Below are 21,360 nucleotides of genomic sequence, written 5' to 3'. Positions count from 1 at the left end.
CGGTTCGCCGCCTTTTCGGACAAACGCCGGTGGCCGGTGCGAAGCGCTCGGCAACGACCGGAAAAAGCCGCTTCCGGATCCCTCCGGCGCAGCAGGTCACGACCAGTCATTGGTTCGCCGGATCATCCCGGCAGGCAGGCGGACGCAACACCGGGAGAGCTTATTGCGGCGCGGTGTAGATCTCGCCCTTCGAGGTGATGATCACCCATTTGCCGTCGCGCTGCTCCACCGTCGCGAGACGGCTGTCGTCGGGCAGGATGGAGCCAACCTGCACCATGTACATGCCGTTGCCGTCCTCGATCAGCGCGCGCCCGTTGGCGACGTGCAGAAGACGGAAGCCGCTGCGCCCCGGCATCGGCTGCAATTCCTGAAGAAGCGGCGCATCCTCCTTGACCTCACCGATCGAGGAGACGGTCGCCGTCACGACGGGATCGATGGCCGGCGGTGCGGCGAGCCTGTTTTCCGGGTCCGGCGTGGCAAGCGGCGACACCGAGAAGGGACGCCGCGCGGCGGAGCCCGGCGGCAAATCGTTCAGTTGCTCCCAGCCGGCGATGCGGATTCCGAACTTCTCCTCGTTGAAGAAGACGTACCACGGAAAGGCGGCAGCGGCGGCGGCAAGCGCGACGCCCACCGCGGCGAGAATCCGGTCCGAGCGCTGCGAGCGATATTTCGGCCGCGGCCGTGCCGTGGTGAGCGGCGCGATGGCCTCGTCTGCGTCGAAATCGGTCATGCCCGTGTCCTTCATCGCATTCCTCCCTGTGCGGGGCGGCCCTGTTGTCCTGCGGACGCGGCGACGCGCAGGGCGCCGGCGAGATCGGCATAGGCGTCGGATGCCGGCTTGTCGGACGGCGATTGCTTGAGAATTTCGTAAATGACCGGCACCTGCTTGACCGCCATGTCGAGATCGGGGTCGGCACCCGGCCTGTAGCCGCCGATCAGGCGCAGGTCCCGGGTTTCCTCGAAACGGTTGATCAGCGTCTTGAGGCGCGAAACCAGCTTCTCCTGGTCCGGGCTCCATGCCTTGCGGGCGAGACGGGAAATGGACGACAGCGGATTGACCGGCGGATAGCGCCCCTCGTCTGCCAGCGCCCGGTCGAGGACGATATGACCGTCGAGAATGCCGCGGGTGGAATCCGCGATCGGATCGTTGTGGTTGTCGCCGTCGACGAGGATGGAGATGATCGCCGTGATCGTCCCCGCGCCCTCCGCACCCGGCCCGGCGCGCTCCAGAAGGCGCGGCAGCTCGGTGAAGACGGAGGCCGGATAGCCGCGCGCGATCGGCGGCTCGCCGGCGGCCATCGCGACTTCGCGGATGGCATGGGCAAAGCGGGTCACGCTGTCGGCGATGAAGAGAACGTTTTCGCCACGGTCGCGGAAATGTTCGGCAATCGTCATGGCGACGAGCGGCGCCATCTTGCGCAGCATCGGGCTTTCGTCGCTCGTCGCCACGACGGCAATCGACTTGGCCATGTTGTCGCCGAGCGTGTCCTCGATGAATTCGCGCACTTCGCGGCCGCGCTCGCCGACCAGCGCGATCACCACCCGGTCGAAGGCATCGGCCCGCGCCAGCATGGACAGGGTCGTCGACTTGCCGACGCCCGAGCCGGCGAAAACGCCGAGGCGCTGGCCGAGGCAGAGCGGCGTGAAAATATCGACGGCGCGAACGCCGGTGCGGAAACCCTGCTCGACGCGGCGGCGCGTCATGGACGGCGGCGCGGTGGCGACGATGGAGCGGCGGTCGGTGCCCTGCGTCAGCGGCGGGCCGCCGTCGATCGGTTCACCGAGGGCGTTGATCGCCCGGCCGCACCAGCTCTCGTCGGGGGAGAGGCGAAACTCGCCCTTGCGCAGCACCACGTCGTGAATGCCGATGGGCTCGCCCGGCTGGATCGGGCAGACATAGACGAGATCCGGCTCGACGCGCACAACCTCGCCGAGTTGTTCGCCCGAAACGCTGCGATGGGTCACGAAATCGCCCAGCCGGACGTGACGGGAAAGGCCGCTGACCGTGTAGTAACCGGCGGAGATCGTGCGGACGCGCCCGCCGTGGGCGACCGTCGCGGCAGGCTCGGCGAATTGCCGGGCAAGCTGCGACAGCCGGTCGAGCCGGTCGGTGGAAACGGAAAGACTGACGGCTGCGTCCTGCATATCCTGCCGGGCTCCCGACACTATCGGCTGCCGCCGAGGGTCTTGATGGCTTCACTGAAGCCGGTTTCGCTGTCGCGCATCAGCGAGGCTATGCCGTCGAAGGCGCGGTTGACCTGGATGAGCTGGGTCATCTCGCCAATGGCGTTGACGTTGGACTGTTCGACATAGCCCTGAACGATGCCCACTTCGATATTGTCGACGACCGGCTGCGGCGCCGCCGTGGTGATGATGCCGCTGTTGTCGTAACGCAGGTAGCCCTGGTCGATATCCACCTCGAAGAGGCCGAGGGCGCCGACGACGACGCCGTTCTGGGTGATGCGGCCATCGGCGCCGACATCCGGCGGACCGGCAGCCGGATCGAGCTGGATCGCCGCGCCGCCCGCATCGAGAACCGGATAGCCGCGCGTGGTGAGAAGGTCGCCGTTCTCCGACATGGAGAAGCGGCCGTCGCGGGTCAGCACCTGGCCGGCCGGCGTCTCGATCGCGAACCATGCGTCGCCGCGGATCGCGAAATCGAGCGGGTTCTCCGTCTGGACGAAATGGCCCGTGCGCGTGTTCAGATAATCGTTGCCCTGCGAAACGAAGGCGATCCTGGCATTCAGGTCGTTACCCGTGCGCGACATCATCTCGTCGAACTTCACTTCCGTCGAACGGAAGCCGACCGTGTTCATGTTGGCGATGTTGTCCGCAATCGTCGTCAGGCGCTTTTCCAGCGCGATCTGGGACGAAATGGCAACGTAAAGACCGGATTGCATCTCAGGCTTCTCCTTGGAAACTCGGCTTTCGCGCCGGAGCGGACGGGCCGCATGCGCGTCTGACAAGAGGGCGAGATTGCCCGTTAACCTTTCGTTAAGGAAAAAGCCTTGCGCGAAACTGGCAGCATGTCCCGCACTTGACGCACCGCAAAAAAATACCCGCAAGAATCGCGGGCCGCAGACCGTGAAAAGCGGACCCGGACCAGCCTCACGCAAGGCAGGAAACGTATCCCTCACGCTTGAACATTCATGACGGTTGCGAGCAAACTATGACCATTATTATCGGATTCGTGATCACCCTTGGCTGCGTCATCGGCGGCTACATGGCGATGGGCGGCCACGTCGACGTTCTGGTGCAGCCCTTCGAGCTGGTGATCATCGGTGGCGCCGGCATAGGCAGCTTCATCATGGCCAACCCGATGAAGACCGTCAAGGATTCCGGGAAGGCGCTCGTAGAGGCCTTCAAGTATCAGGTGCCGAAGGAACGCGAATATCTCGACGTTCTCGGCGTGCTTTACTCCCTGATGCGTGACCTGCGCACCAAATCGCGCAATGAGATCGAAGCCCATATCGACAATCCGGAAGAATCCACCATCTTCCAGTCCGCCCCGACGGTGCTGAAGAACAAGGAACTCACCACCTTCATCTGCGACTATGTGCGCCTCATCATCATCGGCAACGCCCGAAGCCACGAAATCGAGGCGCTGATGGACGAGGAGATGGAAACCATGCTCGCCGACAAGATGAAGCCCTACAACGCAATGACCGTCATGAGCGATTCCTTCCCCGCCATCGGCATCGTCGCCGCCGTTCTCGGCGTCATCAAGGCGCTTGGCAGGATCAACGAATCGCCGGAAGTGCTCGGCGGCCTCATCGGCGCGGCCCTCGTCGGCACCATGCTCGGCATCTTCCTCTCCTATTGCTTCTGCAGCCCGCTCACCTCGCAGATCAAGATCGTCCGCACCAAGCAGCACCGTCTCTACATCATCGTCAAGCAGACGCTGCTCGCCTACATGAACGGCTCGGTTCCGCAGGTCGCGCTGGAATACGGCCGCAAAACGATCTCCGGCGGCGACCGTCCGTCCATCGACGCCGTCGAGCAGGAAATGATGAACCCCGGCGGCGAGAAGGCGGCTTGACGATCATGGCGGATCTTGCACGGAAAATCGAAACCCCGATGGACCCCATCGTGCTCGCCCGCCTGACGGGCGGGCTCGGCGACCAGAAGATGCTGAACCGCCTGGCCGGCGAAATCGGCGCCCTCTACACGGATTTCCTGCCGGATGTCTTCGAAAGCGAAACGGGATTGCCGATCGAGGTGTCCTACCAGGGATGCGAATCCGGCCTCTTCAGCGATCTCGTCTCCCGCATCGGCTCCAATTTCTCCACCGTCGACGTCTCCCTGCGCAACTGGTGTCCGCATTTTCTGATAGCGGGCGGCAACAGCCTGGCGATCTCGCTGATGGCCACCATGCTCGGCGCGCTGCCCGAGGAGATCGACGTTCCGGAAGAGCGTCCGCTCTCGAAGATCGAACTCGATGCCGCCGCCCTGATCTTCTCGAAGGTGGCCGGCGTGCTGCGTTCGGCCATCACCGTGCCGGGCGGCTTCGAACCCATTCTCTCGACGCCGGTCAACCACCCCGACCGCGTGGCCGGCGAACTCGAGAAGGCAGCGGGCTTCGCGCTGGCCGTGCGCTTTTCCATCAAGCTGAACCCGGTCGAATCGGACATCGTCCTCATCGTTCCGCAGAAGACGCTTCTGAAAACCCGCATCACGCCGCCGAAAAGCGGCTCGATCGGCAACAGGGCGAGCAAGGACTGGGCCGATCACCTGACCGAACAGGTCCGCCGTTCGCATGTGATGCTGGAGGCGCGCATCCAGCTCACGCCGCTCAAGCTCGGCACGATTGCCCGCCTCGCGGTCGGCGACGTCATTCCTTTCTTCGATGAAGAGGACGTGCATGTCGAGGTCGCCGCCAACGGGCATGAACTCTATGCCTGCGAATTCGGCCGTTCCGGCCAGAACTACACCGTCCGGATCAAGGACAACACGACATCCGACGAGGAGCTTCTCAGGCATCTCCTGAAAGGCTGATATTTTGACGTCTGACAAGCACGGGCAGCTTCAGACAAGTTTCGACAGGAATAATGACGTCATGGCAAAGAAACCGACCCCCATCAGCGATGAAGACGCCCTGCCCGTGCCGGTAGGCGACGAAGACCTCGACAGCGCGATAGACAGCCTGCGCGGCGTTCTGAAAACCGATGCCGACGGCGGCACCCCGTTCGGAGGCGACTTCGACCAGGCCGAGCCTGCGTCTTTCGACGGAGCTGATTTCGGCGGCGGCGATTTCGGCGGTGGAGACTTCGGGGGCGGCGACTTCGGCGGCGGGAGCGACTTCGCCGCGGACGCTACCGGCCCGGCCGACACCGCGACCGCCAAGGCGCCGGGCAGCGCGCTCTCGGCCAACCACGATCTGATCATGGACATCCCCATCGACGTTCAGATCGTTCTGGGGACCAGCCGGATGCAGGTTTCGAGCTTGATGAGCCTGGAAGAAGGCGCCATCATCGGTCTGGACAAGCGAATCGGCGAGCCGGTCGACATCATGGTGAACGGCCGCAGGATCGCGCGCGGCGAGATCACGATCATGGAAGGTGACGATACACGCTTCGGTGTGAAGCTGCTGGAAGTTCTCGGTACGAGAAAAGCCTGACCCCTGAGGGGCAGACAAGGTGGAAGACCATGATGGACTTTGACAATTTCGGCACGAATCTGCCGGGCTCTCCGCTATCCCCGACGGAAAAGGCGGCGGCGGTGCTGTTGGCGATGGGAACGCCGGTGGCCGGCAAGCTGTTGAAATATTTCACCCAGAGCGAACTTCAGGTCATCATATCGTCTGCGCAGACCCTGCGCTCCATTCCTCCGGACGAACTCAATGCCCTGGTGAACGAGTTCGAGGACCTCTTCACCGAAGGCACCGGCCTCATGGACAACGCCAAGGCGATCGAGAGCATTCTCGATGCCGGCCTGACCCCGGAGGAAGTCGACGGCCTGCTCGGCCGCCGCACCGCCTTCCAGTCCTACGAGGAATCGAGCTGGGACCGCCTCCAGGAAGCGGACCCGGCCTTCATCTGCCGCTACCTGATGCGGGAGCATCCGCAGACCATCGCCTATATCCTGTCCATGCTGCCGTCCTCCTTCGGCGCCAAGGTCCTGCTGCAATTGCCGGAGGCGCTGCGCGCCGACGTGATGAAGCGCACCGTCAACATGAAGGACGTGTCGCCGAAGGCCGCCCAGATCATCGAGAACCGCGTGATGGAACTGCTCCGCGATATCGAGACCGAGCGCAACTCGACCGGCTCGGCCAAGGTTGCCGAACTGATGAACGAGCTGGAGAAACCGCAGGTCGACACCCTGCTCAGCTCGCTCGAACAGGTCAGCCGCGAGGCCGTCGACAAGGTTCGTCCGAAGATCTTCCTCTTCGAGGACCTGTTGCAGATGCCGCAGCGCGGCCGCGTCATGCTGCTCAACGACATCGCCGCCGACATCCTCACGATGGCGCTGCGCGGCGCATCGGCGGAAATCCGCGAATGCGTGCTTTCCTCGATCAGCCCGCGCCAGCGCCGCATGATCGAGTCGGACCTGGTCACAGGGGTCGCCGGGATCAACCCGCGCGAGATCGCCATCGCCCGCCGTGCCGTCGCGCAGGAAGCGATTCGCCTGGCGAATTCCGGCCAGATCGAACTCAAGGAAAAGGAAAGCCAGGAGGCTGCCTGACCTGCCGGGGACACCGGGCCGACGATGCCGGCCCCGCATTTGTCCGAACAATGTTGAAAAACAGCGCCGGCGCGGCCCGCTTCCATTGAAGCGTGCCGCATGCGGCGATACCCTGCGTTCCATCAGGCCCGGAGCTTGTAGACTGTCCTGACCCAAGGGTCATGACCTTAGGGAGCGCGCCGTGTCGGACGAAGACAAGGACAGCAAAACAGAAGACCCGACAGAGAAGAAACTGAGCGACGCGGCCGAGAAGGGCAACACACCTTCATCCCGTGAAGTCTCGGTCTTCGCGACCGCCCTCGCCTTCTATATCTATCTCGTCTTCTTCCTGCCCGACAACATGGCCCGCCTCAGCCAGTCTCTGAAGGATATTTTCGAGCATCCGGAGCAATGGCGGCTCAACAGCAGCCAGGATCTGATCTCGCTCTTCTTCCACGTGGCGAAGGAAGGCGCGATGTTCCTGCTGCCGGTGGCCGTGATGTTCATCATGTTCAGCTTCACGGCCTCCGCGGCCCAGAACGTGCCGTCCTTCGTTCTTGAGCGGATCCGCCCGCAACTGTCGCGGATTTCGCCGCTGTCCGGCTTCAAGCGGATCTACAGCATCCAGGGCATGGTCGAATTCGGCAAGTCGATCTTCAAGATCATCGTCGTCGCGATCATCATGTATTTCGTTCTCAGGAACGACTACTACCGGGCGCTCGACGCCATGTTCTCCGAACCGGAAACGATTTTCGCGCGGCTGTCGGCGGTCATCGCCAAGGCGATGATCGTGCTTCTGTTCGCGACCGGCGCGCTTGCCATCGTCGACCTCTTCTGGACGCGCCACAAATGGTTCACCGACCTGAAGATGAGCAAGCAGGAAATCAAGGACGAGATGAAGCAGTCGCAGGGCGACCCGATCGTCAAGGCCCGCCAGCGCTCCGTCGCCCGCGACCGCGCCCGCCGCCGCATGATCGACGCGGTGCCCCGCGCCACGCTGGTGATCACCAACCCCACCCACTACGCCGTCGCCCTGCGCTATGAGAAGGACGAGAACGAGGCGCCGGTCGTCGTCGCCAAGGGCCAGGACCTGATCGCGCTCAGGATTCGCGAAATCGCGGAGAAAAACCACATTCCAATCTTTGAAGATCCGCCGCTCGCGCGCTCCATGTTTGCGCAAGTCTCGGTGGATAGTGTCATCCCGTCGGTCTTCTACAAGGCCGTCGCGGAACTGATCCACAGGGTCTACGCCGCAAGCCCACAAAGCAAACGGGTCACATAACCTGATGAAAAAATGCCCATACTCCCAAAAACGCGAAGCCATTCTTGCGGAAGCCATCAGCCCGGTGGCGGCGGAACTGCGATTGCTTGACGCATCCGACCTGATTTCCCTGCTGCGGTTCGAATGCCACGGCAGCCTGGTGGACCTCGTGGCGTCGGCGGCCGAGCTTTACTTCCTGCCCGGAACCGTGAATTTCGGTCTCGGCGGCGATTTCCGGCTCGATTGGGACAGCCAGCCTTCCATCACGCTCGATCTCGAAATCAGGCCACAGGGCGTGACGATCTATGCGCAACTCACGCTCCAGGCCGAAGAGGCCGGCGTTTCCATCAACCACATCGCCTTCGAAAACCCTTGCGAAGACCCGGAGGCGAATACCGCTTTCCTCGTGGAAAGCCTGCGCGATGCGTCCTTCATCAAGGACTTCAAATGCCTGACGGGCCCGGTTTTCCGGGAAGATCGCGCCGCCTGAGGCACCGCGCCGGCATTTTTCCCCGGTCCATGACGGGCCGCGGGCCATCTCTCCCATACATGGCAAGACACAACATCAGCGGCCGACGAGGAAAACCGTTCGCCGCGCCGGATCGGCACGGCCTGCTGACGGGAAGCCTGTCATCCGCATTCCTTCGCGAGGGCCGACATGACGAGAAGCCGCCCGCGCATCGTTGCGGGGCGGCTACGTCATTCGAGAACCGTCACAGGCAGGCTTATGGTCAGGACCTAGTGGATGTAGCCGAGCCGGATCGCCTTGGCGATCGCCTGGATACGGTTGACGGAATCGAGCTTGATCGCCGCCGATCCCAGATAGGCATTGACGGTGTGTACGGAAAGGCCGAGCTTTTCGGCGATTTCGTCGCTGATCCGGCCGTCTCCGGCAAGCTGGAGGCAGGCGAGTTCGCGTTCGCTCAGCGTCTCGGCATGGGCTACGCGGCGCTCGTCGAGAGCAAGAAGGTCGGTCATCAGGCGACAGCTGCCGACATGCTGGTCGATGATGTCGTCGCTGGCAAGATCGAATGCGGTGGCGGTGAAGACGACGTAGCCATTGCCGGTCGTGCCGAGCCGCACCGGAAAGGCAATGCCGGAAAAGGGCAGGACGCCAGCCGGCAGGCGCACCGTCAGCGACGCGAATTCCGGCGCCTCGGCGAAGCAGGCTTCGCCGGAACCGCTCCACATCATCGGCAGAAGCGACTTGTCGAGATGATCGAGCAGGGCCGGACCGTAGGTATCGATGAAGCGGTTGCAGATTTCCGCCGCGCCGGCCCCGAAATTTTCGAGTTCGCAAACCAGTTTGCGGCGGTTCGGCAAGCCGCCGCCCGCCAGGCGGAAAACCGCGAAATTGCGGGCCTTCAGCTTCTTCTGCATGGCCACGAACTGCGGGAAGAGATCCGAGCGGCTCGACACGCGCTTGATCTGCGAGGCCCCCGCATCCGAAGCGGCCAGCGTCACCGCATCAGGAAATTGCGCCATGCTTGCTGGTCCCCGTCTCATACGAGATTGTTCCTCACTGCGTAGGCAATCGCCTCGGAACGCGTTTTCGTTGCCGTCTTGCGCATGACGCTGGTAATGTAATTGTTGATCGTATTGCGCGAAATGCCGAGAATAACCGCAATCTCGTCGCTTGTCTTGCCTTCCGCAATCCAGAAGAGGCATTCCACCTCACGCTCGGTCAGCTCGAAATCGCGGTCGTTCCTCTGGCTGCGCCCCTCGACGAAGCTCGCGCCATAGGCGGCGAGCAGGGCGGCTTCGCGCAGGCGCTCCTGCGAAAGGATCATGTGATCGGGGAAAAGCAGCAGCAGGGCGAAGCGCACGCGCCCGACGCAGAAAAGCAGCGAGCAATATCGCTGCGACATGCCCGGTGGCACGCGGCATTCCGGCGGAAGGTCCTCGAAGGACGGTTGCAGGAGGGCGATGCATTTTTCCAGTTCGGTCGAACGGGAATAGCGGTCGGCCAGCACGCCGCTGATTTTGCGAACGAGGTCGAACGGCCAGTTCGACGTCACGATGAAATTGAGGCCCTGCTCCTGAAGAAGGTCGTAGCGGGCGAGCATGAAACGGCTCGCGCCGACATATTCGGACAGGCAGCGCATGGCTTCTTCGATATTGCCGACGCCGGCCAGTTGCGTGAGCCTGCCGATGAGCTGCTCGCGTGGCAGGGTTCGCGGCGCCTCACCACCGCGATCCCCGTGCGGTGCCTTACGTTCCGCTGCGCCAGCAAAGTCCTCAGCTTCCATTCCGCATACCCCGCGGGCGAGCAACTCGCCTGCCATAAACCCGGCTTCCGCCGCCTTGTCGCCATCCTCTCCCCGACGAAATGCCCCGACCTGCCTCAAAAAAGAACCCCCGCGAATCATCTGCATTGTAAAAGGCTGCACCGGCAAAATGCTACTGCCAATAGCGGCAACACCGTCGGTATTCCGGCCTTTGCCATGCGGCCATGACAGAAAACCATTTATTCGCGCGTTACGGAATTCACGCTACCGTCAGTGCCCGCGAACTTCAACGGCCATCTTTGCCTGCACGTTCATCGCATCCGCCGGCGAACATCGATTTGACCGTAATCAATTCCCGCCGGCTTTTCTCACGCCGCCTTCTCGGCCGCCCATTTGCGGAGGATCTTGGCCGCGCGTTCTTCGCTGATCTCGACCATGCGGGCGAGGCGACGTTCCGGACCTTCCTTGACGCGGCGGTTGAAGCCACCGTCCTCGTCGCCTGCCGAGAGAATGTCGTCGGTGCTGTCGAAGCCGAAATCCGCGCCGAAGCCTTCCATGAGGGCGGGATTGCCGCCGCCGATTTCGGGGGCGAAATCGGGCAGTTCCAGTCCGCCGCCGGCTTCGCCGAGGCCGCCGGCCGAAGCGGCGCTGCCCTTGCCGGAGATCTCGCGGACCAGCGGACGAATGCCCATCCAGACCACCAGGAAGGCGACGGCGATGAAGGCGAGTGCATTGATGATGCTGCCGATATTGCGGCTCAGGCTATCCATGATCCCCGGACCGGACGCGGCGTCTTCGAGCAGCTGGTTCTCGAGGAACTCCATCGCCGTGACCGTCACCGTGTCGCCGCGCTCGCTGTTGAGGCCGGCGGCGGAGGTCACGATCTTCTGCATTTCCGCAAGATAGGCGTCGATCTTGGCCTGATCGACCGGTTCGCCGACCATCTTGGCGATACGCCCGCGATTGACGACGACCGCCACCGACACGTTCTCGATCTTGTAGCTATTGCGCGTCGTCGCGACCACGCGGCTGTTGATCTCGTAATTCGTCTGCTCTTCCCTCTTGTCGGACTGGTCCGTAGAGGCCGGGCCGCCCGCGCCGCCCTGGGGCGCCGCCTGGGGAATGTTCTGCTCCACGGTCGCCGCGCTGTCCTGCTGCCGCTGCTCAGAATTCTGCGATTCCCGCGTCGTGCGGACCGAACGCTCGACCCGCGATTCGGGGTCGAAGACCGTTTCCTGGATCTGCTGGCTATCGGTGTTGAGCGAAGCCGTCACGCTGGAGCGGAAATTGTCCATGCCGAGGAAGGGCGCGAGCGCCTTGTCGATGTTGGATTCGATTTCCTGCTGGACGGACTGGACGACCCCGAGCGAGCGGGCCATCGATCCGTTGTCGTTCTCGTCGCCGGAGGCCAGAAGCTGGCCGGCGGAATCGAGGATGGTGACATCCGCGACATCGAGGCCGGGAACGGCGGAAGCGACCATATGGCGGATCGAGGGAGCCGCCTTGCGCCCGACGCTCGTCGAGGCGCGGATCATCACTGAGGCGGTCGGCTTCTGCTCGCCACGACGAAAATTGCCGGCATCCGGCATGACGATGTGAACGCGGGCGGCGGCGATGCCGCTGATCTGCTGGATCGTGCGGCCGATTTCGCCTTCCAGGGCGCGCACGCGCGTCACTTCCTGCATGAAGGAGGTCAGGCCGAGCGAACCGACCTTGTCGAAGAGTTCGTAGCCGGCATTGGCGCTGTCCGGCAGGCCGCGTTCGGCAAGCAGGAGACGGGCCCTGCTCATCTCGCCGACCGGCACCTTGACGCTCGAACCGTCGGTGCCGACCTGAAAGTTGACGCCGGATTCGGCAAGCGCGACGCTGACCTTGTTGAGGTCCGCCGTTTCCAGGCCGACATAAAGGGTTTCGTAGGCCGGCTGGTTCACGTACAACGCCGCGGCAGCGACGAGGCCGAGCGAGACCGCAACGGCACCGCCCAGGATGGCGAGCCGTTTCTGCCCGAGATCCAACAGGTTTTGATATATTTTAACTAATTGATTCGACAGATTCATTCTGTTCTCACGCCGCCAGTCAAGCCGTGGACATCCTTTGTCCTTGTCCCACGGTAGAGAACGAAACTTGTGCGAGCGTTTCGTTGCAGCGTTTTTGCGGGCCGGAAAGCCCGGAGCGTCAGAAGAAGTCGAAGTCTCCCGCCGCCTTGTTGATCGGCTGCGAATGGCCGTGACGCAGGCCACTGGCAAGCGCCTTCTGCATGTCGGCGAGCTTGACCAGGCTGAGCGCGATGCTCAGGTCGATCTGCCAGTCTTCCGGTATCGAGGCGGTGATCGTGTCGATGAATTCGGCAAGGCCGCGGGTCTTCTGCACCGCAAGGTCGATGCCTTGCAGGACCTTCAGGCTGTCGGGCGAGGACAGGAGCTGCTCGCCGCCCGAAACGGCCAGAAGCTGCGGCTCGACCCGCTCGATCAGATAGGCGACGTCATGCAGTTCGGAAACGATCCGCATCAGCACTTCCGCAAGCGCTTCCTCGACATCTGCCGGTTTCGTTTCTCCACCTTCCATAACCACTCCGATCACTCACCTGAATATACATAGCCGGGAACCGCCCGCCCTCGGTCTTGTCCATGCCGCCGGGCAACGGGCGACCTTTGCCGTTCGTCGCCCCTGCCTGTTCCTCCGCATCCGTGCCGGACGTCAGAAGAACTCGATCGTGCTTTCCACCGGCTTCGGCGCCGGCGCGGGACGCGCCTGCTCCATCGCCACGGTCTTCTTGGTCTCGGCGCCCGTCAGCGGATACTGGCGCGCCCGCCCGGAGGCCGGCCAGTATTCCAGCTTTCGGCCGAATTCTCCACCCGTGGAGGAACCGACCACGGGAATGCCTTCGTCCTTCAGGAACTGCATGGCGAAAGCGGCGTTCTGATCGCCGACATTGGAGAAGGTGGCGATGGTCTTGGCACCGCCGAACACCTTGGCCTCCAGCCGGTCGCGACGCGCGCCCTCCTTCAGGAGCCCGTTGATCAGAAGCTCCATGAGATGCACGCCGTAGCGCGTCGCGTCTCCCCCTGCCCGCAGGGCATCCGCCGAGCCGGGCAACAGGAAATGGTTCATTCCGCCGACGCCCGCGACCGGATCGCGGATGCATGCGGCGACACAGGAGCCGAGAATGGTCGTCAGCACCACATTGGGGTCCCGAACGACCTTGAACTCGCCCTGAATCACATGCACCCGCCTGGCCGCGTCGTTTTCTGTCATTTCAACGCTCCGAAGACGGCCTCGATGGCCGCCTTCATCTTCTCGATGGTGAACGGCTTTGCCAGAACGTTGTTGGCTCCGAGCGCCGCAGCCTTCTGTACCAGGGCACGGTCGCCCTGGGCCGTCAGGATGATGAACGCGGCCTTCTTGGTGTTCGGGTTGGAGCGAACCGCCTGGAGGAAGCCCAGGCCATCCATCTTCGGCATGTTGAAGTCGGAGATGACAAGATGATGCGGCTGCTGCTGCATGATCTTGTAACCCTGTTCACCATCGCCTGCGGCGGTGATCTGCTTGAAGCCGAGCTGCTGGAGGGCATCCCCCAGAAGCAGCCGGCTCGTCACCTGATCATCGACAATCAGCACTTTAATCTTTTCAGCGATCGACATTATTCTACACCTTCTTTCCGGGCGGCAGTAAGCTTCAGAATTTCCTCTCCTATCGAGCCGAGCGGCAATTGCTGTTCGACGGCTCCAAGCTCGTAGGCAACCCGCGGCATGCCGTAGACGACGCAGGTCTTCTCGTTTTGTCCGATGGTTCTGGCGCCGGCATGGCGCATCTTGAGCAGGCCGGCCGCTCCGTCGCGGCCCATGCCCGTCAATATGACGCCCACGGCGCGGCGGCCGGCAAGCTCGGCCACCGAATCGAAAAGAACGTCGACGGACGGCCTGTGCCCGTTCACGGGCTCGCGTTCGACCAGACGGCACATCGGCGCGGACGTATTGGCGACCTGGAGATGCCGGTCTCCGCCCGGGGCGAGGTAAACCTTGCCGATTTCGAGACGCGCACCGTCGGTCGCTTCCTCGACGACCGGCGCACAGAGCCGGTTCAGACGCTCGGCGAAGCTTTTGGTGAAGGTCTGCGGCATATGCTGCGTGATCACCGTCGGCGGGCAGTTCGCCGGGAATTTCTGGAGGACAGCGATCAGGGCCTCGACGCCACCCGTCGACGATCCGATGGCCACGATCTTGTGCCCGACGCGATAGTCCGACGCGGCGGGCGACGAGACCGCCTGCCGCGACTCCGCCGTGGGTCGCACGACCCGGTGATGGGAGCGTGCCGCCGCCTTGACCTTCTCGGCCAGATCGCCGAACGGCTGGAGTTCGCCCGGACGCGGCTTGCTCACGCAGTCGAACGCGCCGATCTCAAGCGCAGCCAGCGTCGCCTCGGTCCCGCGGTGGGTCAGGCTCGACACCATGATGACCGGCATGGGCCGGAGCGTCATGATCTTTTCGAGGAATTCGAGCCCGTTCATGTTCGGCATCTCGATATCGAGCGTCACCACATCGGGATTGAGTTCCTTGATGGCCGTGCGCGCCTCCATAGCGCTGCCGGCCTGCCCAACGACGCTGACATCCGGATCGGAATTCAGCACTGCGGAGATGAGGCCCCTCATCGTGGCGGAATCGTCGACGACCAGAACGCGTGCCGGCATCAGCTCCCCCTCCCGGCCTGCGACCGACCGCCCGTATAACGGTAGGTGGTAATGCCGGTGTTGTCGAACACGTTCTTGGCATCGCCCGAAACGCGCTCGGAATGGCCGATATAAAGCGTGCCGCCGGGCGCGAGCATGCCGGCGAAGCGCGACCAGATCTTCATCTGCGTCGGCTCGTCGAAATAGATCACCACATTGCGGCAGAAGATGACGTCGAACGGCCCCTTGAACGGCCAGTTGGCCATGAGGTTGAGTTCGTTGAAGGTGATCAGCCGCTTGACGCGATCGTCGACCCGGAACTTGCGGCGGCCCTGAACGTCGACCTCGCCGAACCATTGCTTGCGCAGCGGCGGCGCCACCGTTTCCAGCGAGGATTCGTCATAGATACCGGCCCGCGCGGCAGCCAGGATCTTCGGATCGATATCGGTCGCCAGGATCCTGACGTCGTAGTCGGCGGCATTCGGCATCGCACCGAGAACGGTCAGGGCGATCGAATAGGGCTCCTGCCCGTCCGAACAGGCGGCCGACCAGATGCGGACACGCCCGCCCTGGCGGGCACGCTCGATGAGGCCTGGCAGAACCTGGTCGCGCAGGTGCTCGAAGTGATGGTTCTCGCGGAAGAACTTGGTGAAGTTGGTCGTCAGATGCGACAGCATTTCGCGGCGGGCATCCGCACCTTCCGGCGACGCCACCAGCGTGCAATAGCTGCGGAAGCCATCGAGGCCCATCTTGCGAATATGCTTGGACAGGCGCGAATAGACCAGCGACGCCTTGGACTCGTTGAGATAGATTCCGGCATCCGCGTAGATCATCGCGGCGATCTCGTTGAGATCGCGGCGGGTCAGCGGATATTCACCCGCCGCCAGCACCTCGTCCTGTCCGTGGCTCTTCAATCCGGGCAGCGTCATGCAGCCTCGCTTTCGGCGTCCGGAAACAACGCGTCGAGTTCGATCATGCAGATCATGCGCTTGTCGATGGCAAAAATGCCGCGTGCATATTGACGCTCCATATCAGAGGACACTTCCGGAACCGGCTGGATGTTCTCGTCGGTGACGGTAAGGATGTCCGAAACGGCGTCGACCAGCAGGCCGGCCACCTGGTTCTTGACCTGCGCGACGATGATGACGTGGCGCGGCGAGGGTTCGGCCGGCTTCATGCCGAGGCGCGCCGAGAGATCGACGATCGGCAGCACCGCGCCGCGCAGGTTGATGACGCCGAGCACATAGGACGGCGCATGCGGCATTGCCGTTGCCGGCGTCCAGCCACGGATCTCGCGCACGGACATGATGTTCACGCAGAATTCCTGATCCCCGATGCGGAAGGCGATCAGCTCCCGATTTCCCTCAGTCAGATTTCTGGCAGTGTACGACATGACTTAACCTGCTGCTGCTAATGCGATGTCCGGTTTCAGAGATTGTCCGCGCGAGGCGGCGACGACTGCATCCACATCCAGAATGAGCGCGACGCGGCCATCGCCGAGGATGGTGGCCGCCGCTATGCCCGGAACGTGGGTGTAGTTGGCTTCGAGGCTCTTGATCACCACCTGGCGCTGGCCCTGGATCGCATCGACCATGAGCGCGCGCTGGCCGCCGCCTTCCGATTCCACCAGAAGCGCGACGCCGTCGACCGGGTTCGCCTGATGGGCGCGGAAGTCGAGGATGTGCCCGACATCCACCAGCGGGCAGAAGCTGTCGCGGATCGAGATGAGCCGCTGCGACGCGCCGAAGGAATGAATGGACGAGGCTTCCGGCTGGAGCGTCTCGACGATGGCGGTCAGCGGCACGACCAGCGTCTGGCCGGCGACGGTGACGACCATGCCGTCGAGAACGGCGAGCGTCAGCGGCAGGCTCATGATGAAGGTGGAGCCCTGGCCGGGACGCGACTGGATCGAGATGCGGCCACCGAGCGCCTGAATGGAGCGCTTCACGACGTCCATGCCGACGCCGCGGCCGGAAATGTCCGAAATCTTGTCCGCCGTGGAGAAGCCCGGCATGAAGATCAGGTTGTCGATTTCCTCGTCGCTGAGGTTCGCATCGGCCGTGATGAGATCGTTGTCGATCGCCTTCTGGCGAACGCGCTCGCGGTTGATGCCCGCGCCGTCGTCGGCCAGCTCGATGATGATGCGGCCGGAACGATGCTTTGCGGAAAGACGAACCGTGCCTTCCGGGTTCTTGCCGGCGGCCTCGCGCTTCTCCGGGGTCTCGACGCCGTGGTCGACGGCGTTGCGGATCATGTGCGTCAGCGGTTCGGCCAGCTTGTCGATGACCGTCTTGTCCACTTCGGTGTTCTCGCCTTCGGTGACGAGACGGATCGACTTGCCGGTCATGTCGGCCACTTCGCGGACGATGCGCGACATGCGCTGGAAGACCGGCTTCACCGGCTGGGCGCGGATGGCCATGACCGAATCCTGGATCTCGCGGGTGAGCTGCTGAAGCTCTTCGAGGCCCATGTTGATCGAGGAGGTGCCGTTATTGTCGTTCTCGACCACGCTCTGCGACAGCATCGCCTGGTTGATCACGAGTTCGCCGACAAGGTTGATCAGGCGATCGACGCGGTCGAGGTCGACGCGGATCGTCTGGCCGGCCTGATTGGCGGCATTGGCGGCGGGGCTCGCCGCTGCCGCGGCCGGAGCAACGGCGGCAGCGCGCGCGGCCTGCGAGACGGCGGTTGCCGCCTTGGCGGCACCGACGGCCTCGGCCGCGACGGCCACCGGAGCCGGTGCCGGTTCGGCATGGTCCGGTTCGGCCTCATGCTCGTGCTCTTCCGCCGAAAGCGCCCCGTCCTCGCCATCGAGAATGGCCAGATCGAACGGCACCGGGATCATCGGCAGTTCGGCATCCTCGTTTTCCTCGAGGCCGCGAATATCGAGCTCGCAATCCCATTCGGCGAATTCGAAGACGGAGCGGATGCCCTCCTCGCCCTTCGCGGTGCGCACGGTTGCGACCCAATGGAAATAGGCGCCTTCCGGATTGAGCTCGTCCAGCGGCGGCAGTTCGTCCATGTTGCAGTTGACCGTCATCTCGCCGAGGCGGGCGAGGTCGCGCAGCAGAAGGGCGGCCTCGTTGCCCTTGGAATAGAGTTCCGGCCGCGGCCTGAAGGTGACTTCGAAGAGCGGATCGGGCGCAGCCTCGCCCGGCTCGTCGCCGCCGAAATCGTCGAAGGAGAACGGGATCGGCTGGAAGCCGCTTTCGTCGGTCGGCGCCGGCGTGGCGGCGGCAGACGGAGCGGGCGCCGCTGCCGGTTCCGGCGCTGCGGCGACAACCTCGCCGCGCGCCAGGGCCTCCAGTTCCTTGACGAGGCCGCGCGTGCGGCTTTCATCGACATGACCGCCATCGCGGGCGGCATTGGTCAGATCGGACAGGACGTCGGCCGATCTCAGCATGACTTTCAGCACGTCCTGCGTGGGCTCGAGCTTGTTGGACCTTACGCCGTCGAGGGTCGTCTCGAACACATGCGCGAACGAAACCAGATCGTCCAGGCCGAAAGCCCCGGCCCCGCCCTTGATCGAGTGGACGGCACGGAACACGGCATTGACCGTCTCGGGGTCACGGTCGCCGTCGTTGAGCTTCAGAAGACCGGACTCCAGTTCAGCGAGCTGCTCCTCGCATTCCTGGAAAAAGATCTCTTTGATTTCGTTCATATCCATAGGAAGGCTTCCCGTCAGGCGGTTACACGCTCGATCGCATCGATCAGTTTCGCAGGGTCGAAGGGCTTGACGATCCAGCCCGTCGCACCGGCCTGGCGGGCCCGGTTCTTCTTGTCCGCATCGCTTTCCGTCGTCAGGACGAGAATCGGGATGGCCCGGTACTTCTCGTTGCGACGCACGCCCTCGATAAAGCCGAAGCCATCGAGACGGGGCATGTTGATGTCGGTCACGATCACGTCCGGATTGGACGTTTCGAGCACTTCCAGCCCCTCCACGCCGTCTTCCGCCTGAACGGTTTCAAAACCGGCATTGTTGAGAGTGACCAGAAGCATGTTCCTGATCGTTCTGGAGTCATCGACTGTGAGGACTCTCTTCTTCATCAGTGGCTCTCCTTGGCAAGCAGATGATCGACGTTCACGCCGACGAGGTTCAGCGTTTTCCGAAAGGTTTCGGATAGGGCGGTGATGGTGAAGGTGCGGGCATCCGCTTCCCAGGCACGCGCCGCCGCGACAAGCACCTGGATACACTGCACGCCGGCCCGCTCGACGCCCGAGGCGTCGATGGTGATGTTCTTGCCGCGCGCATCGAGAAAGGCGCGGTGCAGCGACGTGGCCTCGTTCATATCGAGAACCGCCGCGAGTTTCATGGTGGTCGCAGTCTTCTTCGCCGCCATCAGTTCCTTCCTTCCGCTTCCAGCCGGAGACATTGTTCCATGTTCATCGTCCTTGCGCCCTTCCCGGCTGACCGCCGCCCAGCGCACGCAAGGCCGGAGCGGAGGGCTCCGGCATGCGTGCCGGAGCCGGTTCGCCCCAGCCATCGTGACGCTGGCGGGCGATGCGAAATTCGCGCACCGTGTCGCCGAGCTCGAGAATGACCGTGTGAAGATCGGTAGCCGCTCCGCCGGAGCGCACGGCCTCGGCGGAGGTTTCGCGCAGGCCGGCACCGATCTGCCCGATACGGTCGCCGGCGGCTTCGATTTCCGCCACCTGTTCGCCGGTTTCGCGGGCGATACCGGTAATCGCGGCGTTGATCTCGCCCACCTGGCGCATGATGCCGCCGATCGCCTCGCGCGTCTGCCCGACCATGCCGGCGCCCGCCTCGACCTGGGTGCGCGTCGTCGCCACCAGCGTCTTGATCGAACGCGCCGCATCCGCCGAACGCTGCGCCAGCGCCCGCACCTCCTGCGCGACGACGGCAAAGCCGCGGCCGCTGTCGCCGGCGCGCGCCGCCTCGATGCCGGCATTGAGGGCCAGAAGATTGGTCTGGAAGGCGATCTCGTCGATCACGCCGATGATGCGGCCGATTTCCTCTGCCGAATGTTCGATGTCCGCCATCGCGTTCAGGGCGTTGCCGGCGATCGTGCCGCTCGCCTCGACGCTGCGTTCCGTGTCCGTGGCGGCGCGCTCGACCGCGCCGGTGCTTTCGGCGGCGCGGCGCTGCCGGTCCGCAAGCTGCGAAAGCAGATCGCCCGCGGCGGTGACGGTTTCCGTCTGGCTGCCGGCCAGCGATATCAGCCGCTCCGTACCTTCGCCCACCGAGCGGGCCAGATCGGCGGCGTCGCCGCGGACGCGATCGACCGTGAGAAGGCTGCCCGCGATCTTTTCGAGGCCGGCATTCAGCCGTGCGACGACCTCGCCGTACCCTTCCGGCCCGTCCTCCGGCAAGCGATGGCCGACGCCGCCGTCTTCCAGCGCCTCGGCCACCGTCGACAGAAGTCGCAGGGATTCCGCATCGTGGTCCGCGCGCTGCGCCTTGAGTTCCGCACCGTGGCGCATGCGCTCGCCGTTGAAGCGCAGCGACAGGGCGATCTCGGCGTCCACCATGACCAGGCGGATCAGCGCCGAGACCAGCGCGCGGGCTTCTTCGGCCTTCCTCTTCGACGAAGGCAGGAAGGGGGCCGGCATCAGCGTGTCGAGAACGGCCGTCACCAGATGGTCCAGCACCACGGCGTGGCCGGCCATGTTCCAGCGCGGATCGAGGCCCATGCGTTCCTCGGTGTCGGCAACCAGCTTGGCGCGCTCGGCATAGAGGCCGTCGAAACGGGCATCGGTCAGCACGTTCCAGTGCGAGGTGTGAAGATCGTGGAGGCGGTCGATGCCGCTCTCGCTGGCGAAGTGCCGGGCGGCGTCGGGAAAGGTCTGGTAACGCTGGAAGAGGTCGCGCAGCGCCTGTCCCGCGCTCTTTTCCAGAAGCGGACGGTGGCGGCGCAGAAGCTCGGTTCCATCGGCATCCAGCCCGGCAAAACGCAGGCGATCGCGCAGGCCGCCGGCCTGCCCTTTCCCTGCCGTTTCCGATGGCGTTTCCTGCCGCACCATGCCCCCTCTTCGCATCCGCGCAGCCCAGAGGGGCGCGTCGCGAGCGTTCCAACGCGTGAACCGCCTGCGGCCGGAAGCGTGAACGCGCCATCCGACAGGCGCGACACGCGCGCCAACTGCACCGGTTACGATAGTCAAGTGATTGTTTTTAAAGGAATACCGGATCGACCCGGTACGGAAGTTGCGGCGTCATGCCAGAAGGGACGAGCCGGTGTGGCCATCCCATTCCCCCGTGTGGAACAATCTTTATGGTTAATTCCTTGCCCGAAGGTTAATTAGGGCGGGGTAAAGACGCCGATCATTTCTTTGATGCAACCTTGCGGACATAATGAAGACCCGTTTACCACGTAAGCCACGGGCAAGCTGGCGGATGCACTCTTTTTCTCGACCAAGCCAGTTATGACCATGATGTCAGAATAGGACAACAATGACTGTTCTCGCTATCGGCGCCCTTTTCATCACTTCCATGACGCTCCTCGCCTTCGCCCTGCTCGGCACGATGCAGGCGAAGCTGCACAAGCCCGCCTGTCGGATCTTCTGATCCCCGTCAGGACAGCCGGCTG

21 protein-coding genes and 1 pseudogene are annotated in these 21,360 nt (G+C 63.6%); 6 read left to right on the top strand and 16 right to left on the bottom strand.

Annotated elements, in window-relative coordinates; translation table 11 throughout:
- Positions 1 to 160 precede the first annotated feature (160 nt).
- The 3 genes and pseudogenes from NOF55_RS03180 to flgF all read right to left on the bottom strand — a co-directional run bounded on the left by NOF55_RS03180 (position 161) and on the right by flgF (position 2,900).
- Positions 161 to 730 carry a flagellar protein gene (locus NOF55_RS03180; protein WP_306409854.1) on the bottom strand — a complete coding sequence of 190 codons (570 nt, stop codon included), beginning with the start codon at positions 728 to 730 and terminating at the stop codon, positions 161 to 163.
- An 11-nt stretch (positions 731 to 741) separates the two neighbouring features.
- Positions 742 to 2,070, bottom strand: a pseudogene (gene fliI, locus NOF55_RS03175) (flagellar protein export ATPase FliI); the annotation flags it as partial.
- Positions 2,071 to 2,165: 95 nt separating this feature from the next.
- Entirely contained in the window at positions 2,166 to 2,900 is a 735-nt protein-coding gene (gene flgF / locus NOF55_RS03170; RefSeq protein WP_306409852.1) for a flagellar basal-body rod protein FlgF, read from the bottom strand.
- Between the two features lie 269 nt (positions 2,901 to 3,169).
- Between flgF and motA the strand changes: the two genes are divergently transcribed.
- The 6 genes from motA to NOF55_RS03140 all read left to right on the top strand — a co-directional run bounded on the left by motA (position 3,170) and on the right by NOF55_RS03140 (position 8,411).
- Positions 3,170 to 4,039: a flagellar motor stator protein MotA gene (motA, locus tag NOF55_RS03165; protein ID WP_306409851.1), complete on the top strand. Its 870-nt coding sequence runs from the start codon at positions 3,170 to 3,172 to the stop codon at positions 4,037 to 4,039.
- Between the two features lie 5 nt (positions 4,040 to 4,044).
- Complete coding sequence (locus NOF55_RS03160; protein WP_306409850.1) at positions 4,045 to 4,995, top strand: FliM/FliN family flagellar motor switch protein; 951 nt, start codon at positions 4,045 to 4,047, stop codon at positions 4,993 to 4,995.
- A 61-nt stretch (positions 4,996 to 5,056) separates the two neighbouring features.
- Entirely contained in the window at positions 5,057 to 5,617 is a 561-nt protein-coding gene (fliN, locus tag NOF55_RS03155) for a flagellar motor switch protein FliN (protein WP_306409849.1), read from the top strand.
- 29 nt (positions 5,618 to 5,646) lie between these two features.
- The gene (fliG, locus tag NOF55_RS03150; RefSeq protein WP_306409848.1) at positions 5,647 to 6,681 is read left to right on the top strand and encodes a flagellar motor switch protein FliG; all 1,035 of its coding nucleotides are present in this window, start codon (positions 5,647 to 5,649) and stop codon (positions 6,679 to 6,681) included.
- Positions 6,682 to 6,862: 181 nt separating this feature from the next.
- On the top strand, positions 6,863 to 7,942 hold the full coding sequence (gene flhB / locus NOF55_RS03145) for a flagellar biosynthesis protein FlhB (RefSeq protein WP_306409847.1): 1,080 nt from the start codon (positions 6,863 to 6,865) through the stop codon (positions 7,940 to 7,942).
- Positions 7,943 to 7,946: 4 nt separating this feature from the next.
- Positions 7,947 to 8,411: a BspJ family T4SS effector nucleomodulin gene (locus tag NOF55_RS03140; protein WP_306409846.1), complete on the top strand. Its 465-nt coding sequence runs from the start codon at positions 7,947 to 7,949 to the stop codon at positions 8,409 to 8,411.
- Between the two features lie 248 nt (positions 8,412 to 8,659).
- Here the strand turns inward: NOF55_RS03140 and visR are convergent, their stop codons facing one another.
- From visR to NOF55_RS03075, 13 genes are all read right to left on the bottom strand, one after another.
- Positions 8,660 to 9,406 carry a transcriptional regulator VisR gene (gene visR / locus NOF55_RS03135; protein ID WP_306409845.1) on the bottom strand — a complete coding sequence of 249 codons (747 nt, stop codon included), beginning with the start codon at positions 9,404 to 9,406 and terminating at the stop codon, positions 8,660 to 8,662.
- A gap of 17 nt (positions 9,407 to 9,423) precedes the next feature.
- The gene (gene visN / locus NOF55_RS03130; protein ID WP_306409844.1) at positions 9,424 to 10,170 is read right to left on the bottom strand and encodes a transcriptional regulator VisN; all 747 of its coding nucleotides are present in this window, start codon (positions 10,168 to 10,170) and stop codon (positions 9,424 to 9,426) included.
- A gap of 347 nt (positions 10,171 to 10,517) precedes the next feature.
- Positions 10,518 to 12,206 carry a flagellar basal-body MS-ring/collar protein FliF gene (fliF, locus tag NOF55_RS03125; protein WP_306409843.1) on the bottom strand — a complete coding sequence of 563 codons (1,689 nt, stop codon included), beginning with the start codon at positions 12,204 to 12,206 and terminating at the stop codon, positions 10,518 to 10,520.
- Positions 12,207 to 12,324: 118 nt separating this feature from the next.
- A complete protein-coding gene (gene cheT / locus NOF55_RS03120) occupies positions 12,325 to 12,714 on the bottom strand; it encodes a chemotaxis protein CheT (protein ID WP_306409842.1) in 390 nt (129 codons plus the stop codon).
- 132 nt (positions 12,715 to 12,846) lie between these two features.
- On the bottom strand, positions 12,847 to 13,404 hold the full coding sequence (gene cheD / locus NOF55_RS03115; protein WP_306409841.1) for a chemoreceptor glutamine deamidase CheD: 558 nt from the start codon (positions 13,402 to 13,404) through the stop codon (positions 12,847 to 12,849).
- Positions 13,401 to 13,790, bottom strand: coding sequence for a response regulator (locus tag NOF55_RS03110; protein WP_306409840.1), 390 nt, complete (start codon positions 13,788 to 13,790; stop codon positions 13,401 to 13,403). Before NOF55_RS03110 ends, cheD begins: the two co-directional genes overlap by 4 nt.
- A complete protein-coding gene (cheB, locus tag NOF55_RS03105; RefSeq protein ID WP_306409839.1) occupies positions 13,790 to 14,836 on the bottom strand; it encodes a protein-glutamate O-methylesterase CheB in 1,047 nt (348 codons plus the stop codon). The genes NOF55_RS03110 and cheB overlap by 1 nt, the downstream gene beginning before the upstream one ends.
- Positions 14,836 to 15,744 carry a protein-glutamate O-methyltransferase CheR gene (cheR, locus tag NOF55_RS03100; RefSeq protein WP_306409838.1) on the bottom strand — a complete coding sequence of 303 codons (909 nt, stop codon included), beginning with the start codon at positions 15,742 to 15,744 and terminating at the stop codon, positions 14,836 to 14,838. The genes cheB and cheR overlap by 1 nt, the downstream gene beginning before the upstream one ends.
- On the bottom strand, positions 15,741 to 16,208 hold the full coding sequence (locus NOF55_RS03095) for a chemotaxis protein CheW (protein ID WP_306409837.1): 468 nt from the start codon (positions 16,206 to 16,208) through the stop codon (positions 15,741 to 15,743). Before NOF55_RS03095 ends, cheR begins: the two co-directional genes overlap by 4 nt.
- Positions 16,209 to 16,211: 3 nt before the next feature.
- Positions 16,212 to 18,482 carry a chemotaxis protein CheA gene (locus tag NOF55_RS03090; protein ID WP_306409836.1) on the bottom strand — a complete coding sequence of 757 codons (2,271 nt, stop codon included), beginning with the start codon at positions 18,480 to 18,482 and terminating at the stop codon, positions 16,212 to 16,214.
- Between the two features lie 14 nt (positions 18,483 to 18,496).
- Positions 18,497 to 18,862: a chemotaxis response regulator CheY1 gene (gene cheY1, locus NOF55_RS03085; protein WP_306409835.1), complete on the bottom strand. Its 366-nt coding sequence runs from the start codon at positions 18,860 to 18,862 to the stop codon at positions 18,497 to 18,499.
- Positions 18,862 to 19,155: an STAS domain-containing protein gene (locus NOF55_RS03080; RefSeq protein WP_306409834.1), complete on the bottom strand. Its 294-nt coding sequence runs from the start codon at positions 19,153 to 19,155 to the stop codon at positions 18,862 to 18,864. Before NOF55_RS03080 ends, cheY1 begins: the two co-directional genes overlap by 1 nt.
- Positions 19,156 to 19,198: 43 nt before the next feature.
- Positions 19,199 to 20,797, bottom strand: a complete 1,599-nt coding sequence (locus tag NOF55_RS03075; protein WP_306409833.1) for a globin-coupled sensor protein — start codon at positions 20,795 to 20,797, stop codon at positions 19,199 to 19,201.
- Positions 20,798 to 21,360: the final 563 nt, after the last annotated feature.

Source organism: Ectorhizobium quercum, assembly GCF_026552795.1.
In the GTDB taxonomy this organism is placed as follows: domain Bacteria; phylum Pseudomonadota; class Alphaproteobacteria; order Rhizobiales; family Rhizobiaceae; genus Ectorhizobium; species Ectorhizobium quercum.
Note: the sequence above shows the minus strand (reverse complement) of the source record. Positions and strands in the feature narration are given on the sequence as shown.

Coding starts and splice junctions, on each gene's coding strand:
- visN (WP_306409844.1), bottom strand. CDS start 10,170: ATGGAAGCTGAGGACTTTGCTGGCGCAGCGGAACGTAAGGCACCGCAC.
- NOF55_RS03160 (WP_306409850.1), top strand. CDS start 4,045: ATGGCGGATCTTGCACGGAAAATCGAAACCCCGATGGACCCCATCGTG.
- fliN (WP_306409849.1), top strand. CDS start 5,057: ATGGCAAAGAAACCGACCCCCATCAGCGATGAAGACGCCCTGCCCGTG.
- NOF55_RS03140 (WP_306409846.1), top strand. CDS start 7,947: ATGAAAAAATGCCCATACTCCCAAAAACGCGAAGCCATTCTTGCGGAA.
- fliF (WP_306409843.1), bottom strand. CDS start 12,206: ATGAATCTGTCGAATCAATTAGTTAAAATATATCAAAACCTGTTGGAT.
- NOF55_RS03075 (WP_306409833.1), bottom strand. CDS start 20,797: ATGGTGCGGCAGGAAACGCCATCGGAAACGGCAGGGAAAGGGCAGGCC.
- motA (WP_306409851.1), top strand. CDS start 3,170: ATGACCATTATTATCGGATTCGTGATCACCCTTGGCTGCGTCATCGGC.
- NOF55_RS03095 (WP_306409837.1), bottom strand. CDS start 16,208: ATGTCGTACACTGCCAGAAATCTGACTGAGGGAAATCGGGAGCTGATC.
- fliG (WP_306409848.1), top strand. CDS start 5,647: ATGATGGACTTTGACAATTTCGGCACGAATCTGCCGGGCTCTCCGCTA.
- cheR (WP_306409838.1), bottom strand. CDS start 15,744: ATGACGCTGCCCGGATTGAAGAGCCACGGACAGGACGAGGTGCTGGCG.
- cheD (WP_306409841.1), bottom strand. CDS start 13,404: ATGACAGAAAACGACGCGGCCAGGCGGGTGCATGTGATTCAGGGCGAG.
- NOF55_RS03110 (WP_306409840.1), bottom strand. CDS start 13,790: ATGTCGATCGCTGAAAAGATTAAAGTGCTGATTGTCGATGATCAGGTG.
- flgF (WP_306409852.1), bottom strand. CDS start 2,900: ATGCAATCCGGTCTTTACGTTGCCATTTCGTCCCAGATCGCGCTGGAA.
- visR (WP_306409845.1), bottom strand. CDS start 9,406: ATGGCGCAATTTCCTGATGCGGTGACGCTGGCCGCTTCGGATGCGGGG.
- NOF55_RS03080 (WP_306409834.1), bottom strand. CDS start 19,155: ATGGCGGCGAAGAAGACTGCGACCACCATGAAACTCGCGGCGGTTCTC.
- cheB (WP_306409839.1), bottom strand. CDS start 14,836: ATGCCGGCACGCGTTCTGGTCGTCGACGATTCCGCCACGATGAGGGGC.
- cheT (WP_306409842.1), bottom strand. CDS start 12,714: ATGGAAGGTGGAGAAACGAAACCGGCAGATGTCGAGGAAGCGCTTGCG.
- NOF55_RS03090 (WP_306409836.1), bottom strand. CDS start 18,482: ATGGATATGAACGAAATCAAAGAGATCTTTTTCCAGGAATGCGAGGAG.
- cheY1 (WP_306409835.1), bottom strand. CDS start 18,862: ATGAAGAAGAGAGTCCTCACAGTCGATGACTCCAGAACGATCAGGAAC.
- NOF55_RS03180 (WP_306409854.1), bottom strand. CDS start 730: ATGACCGATTTCGACGCAGACGAGGCCATCGCGCCGCTCACCACGGCA.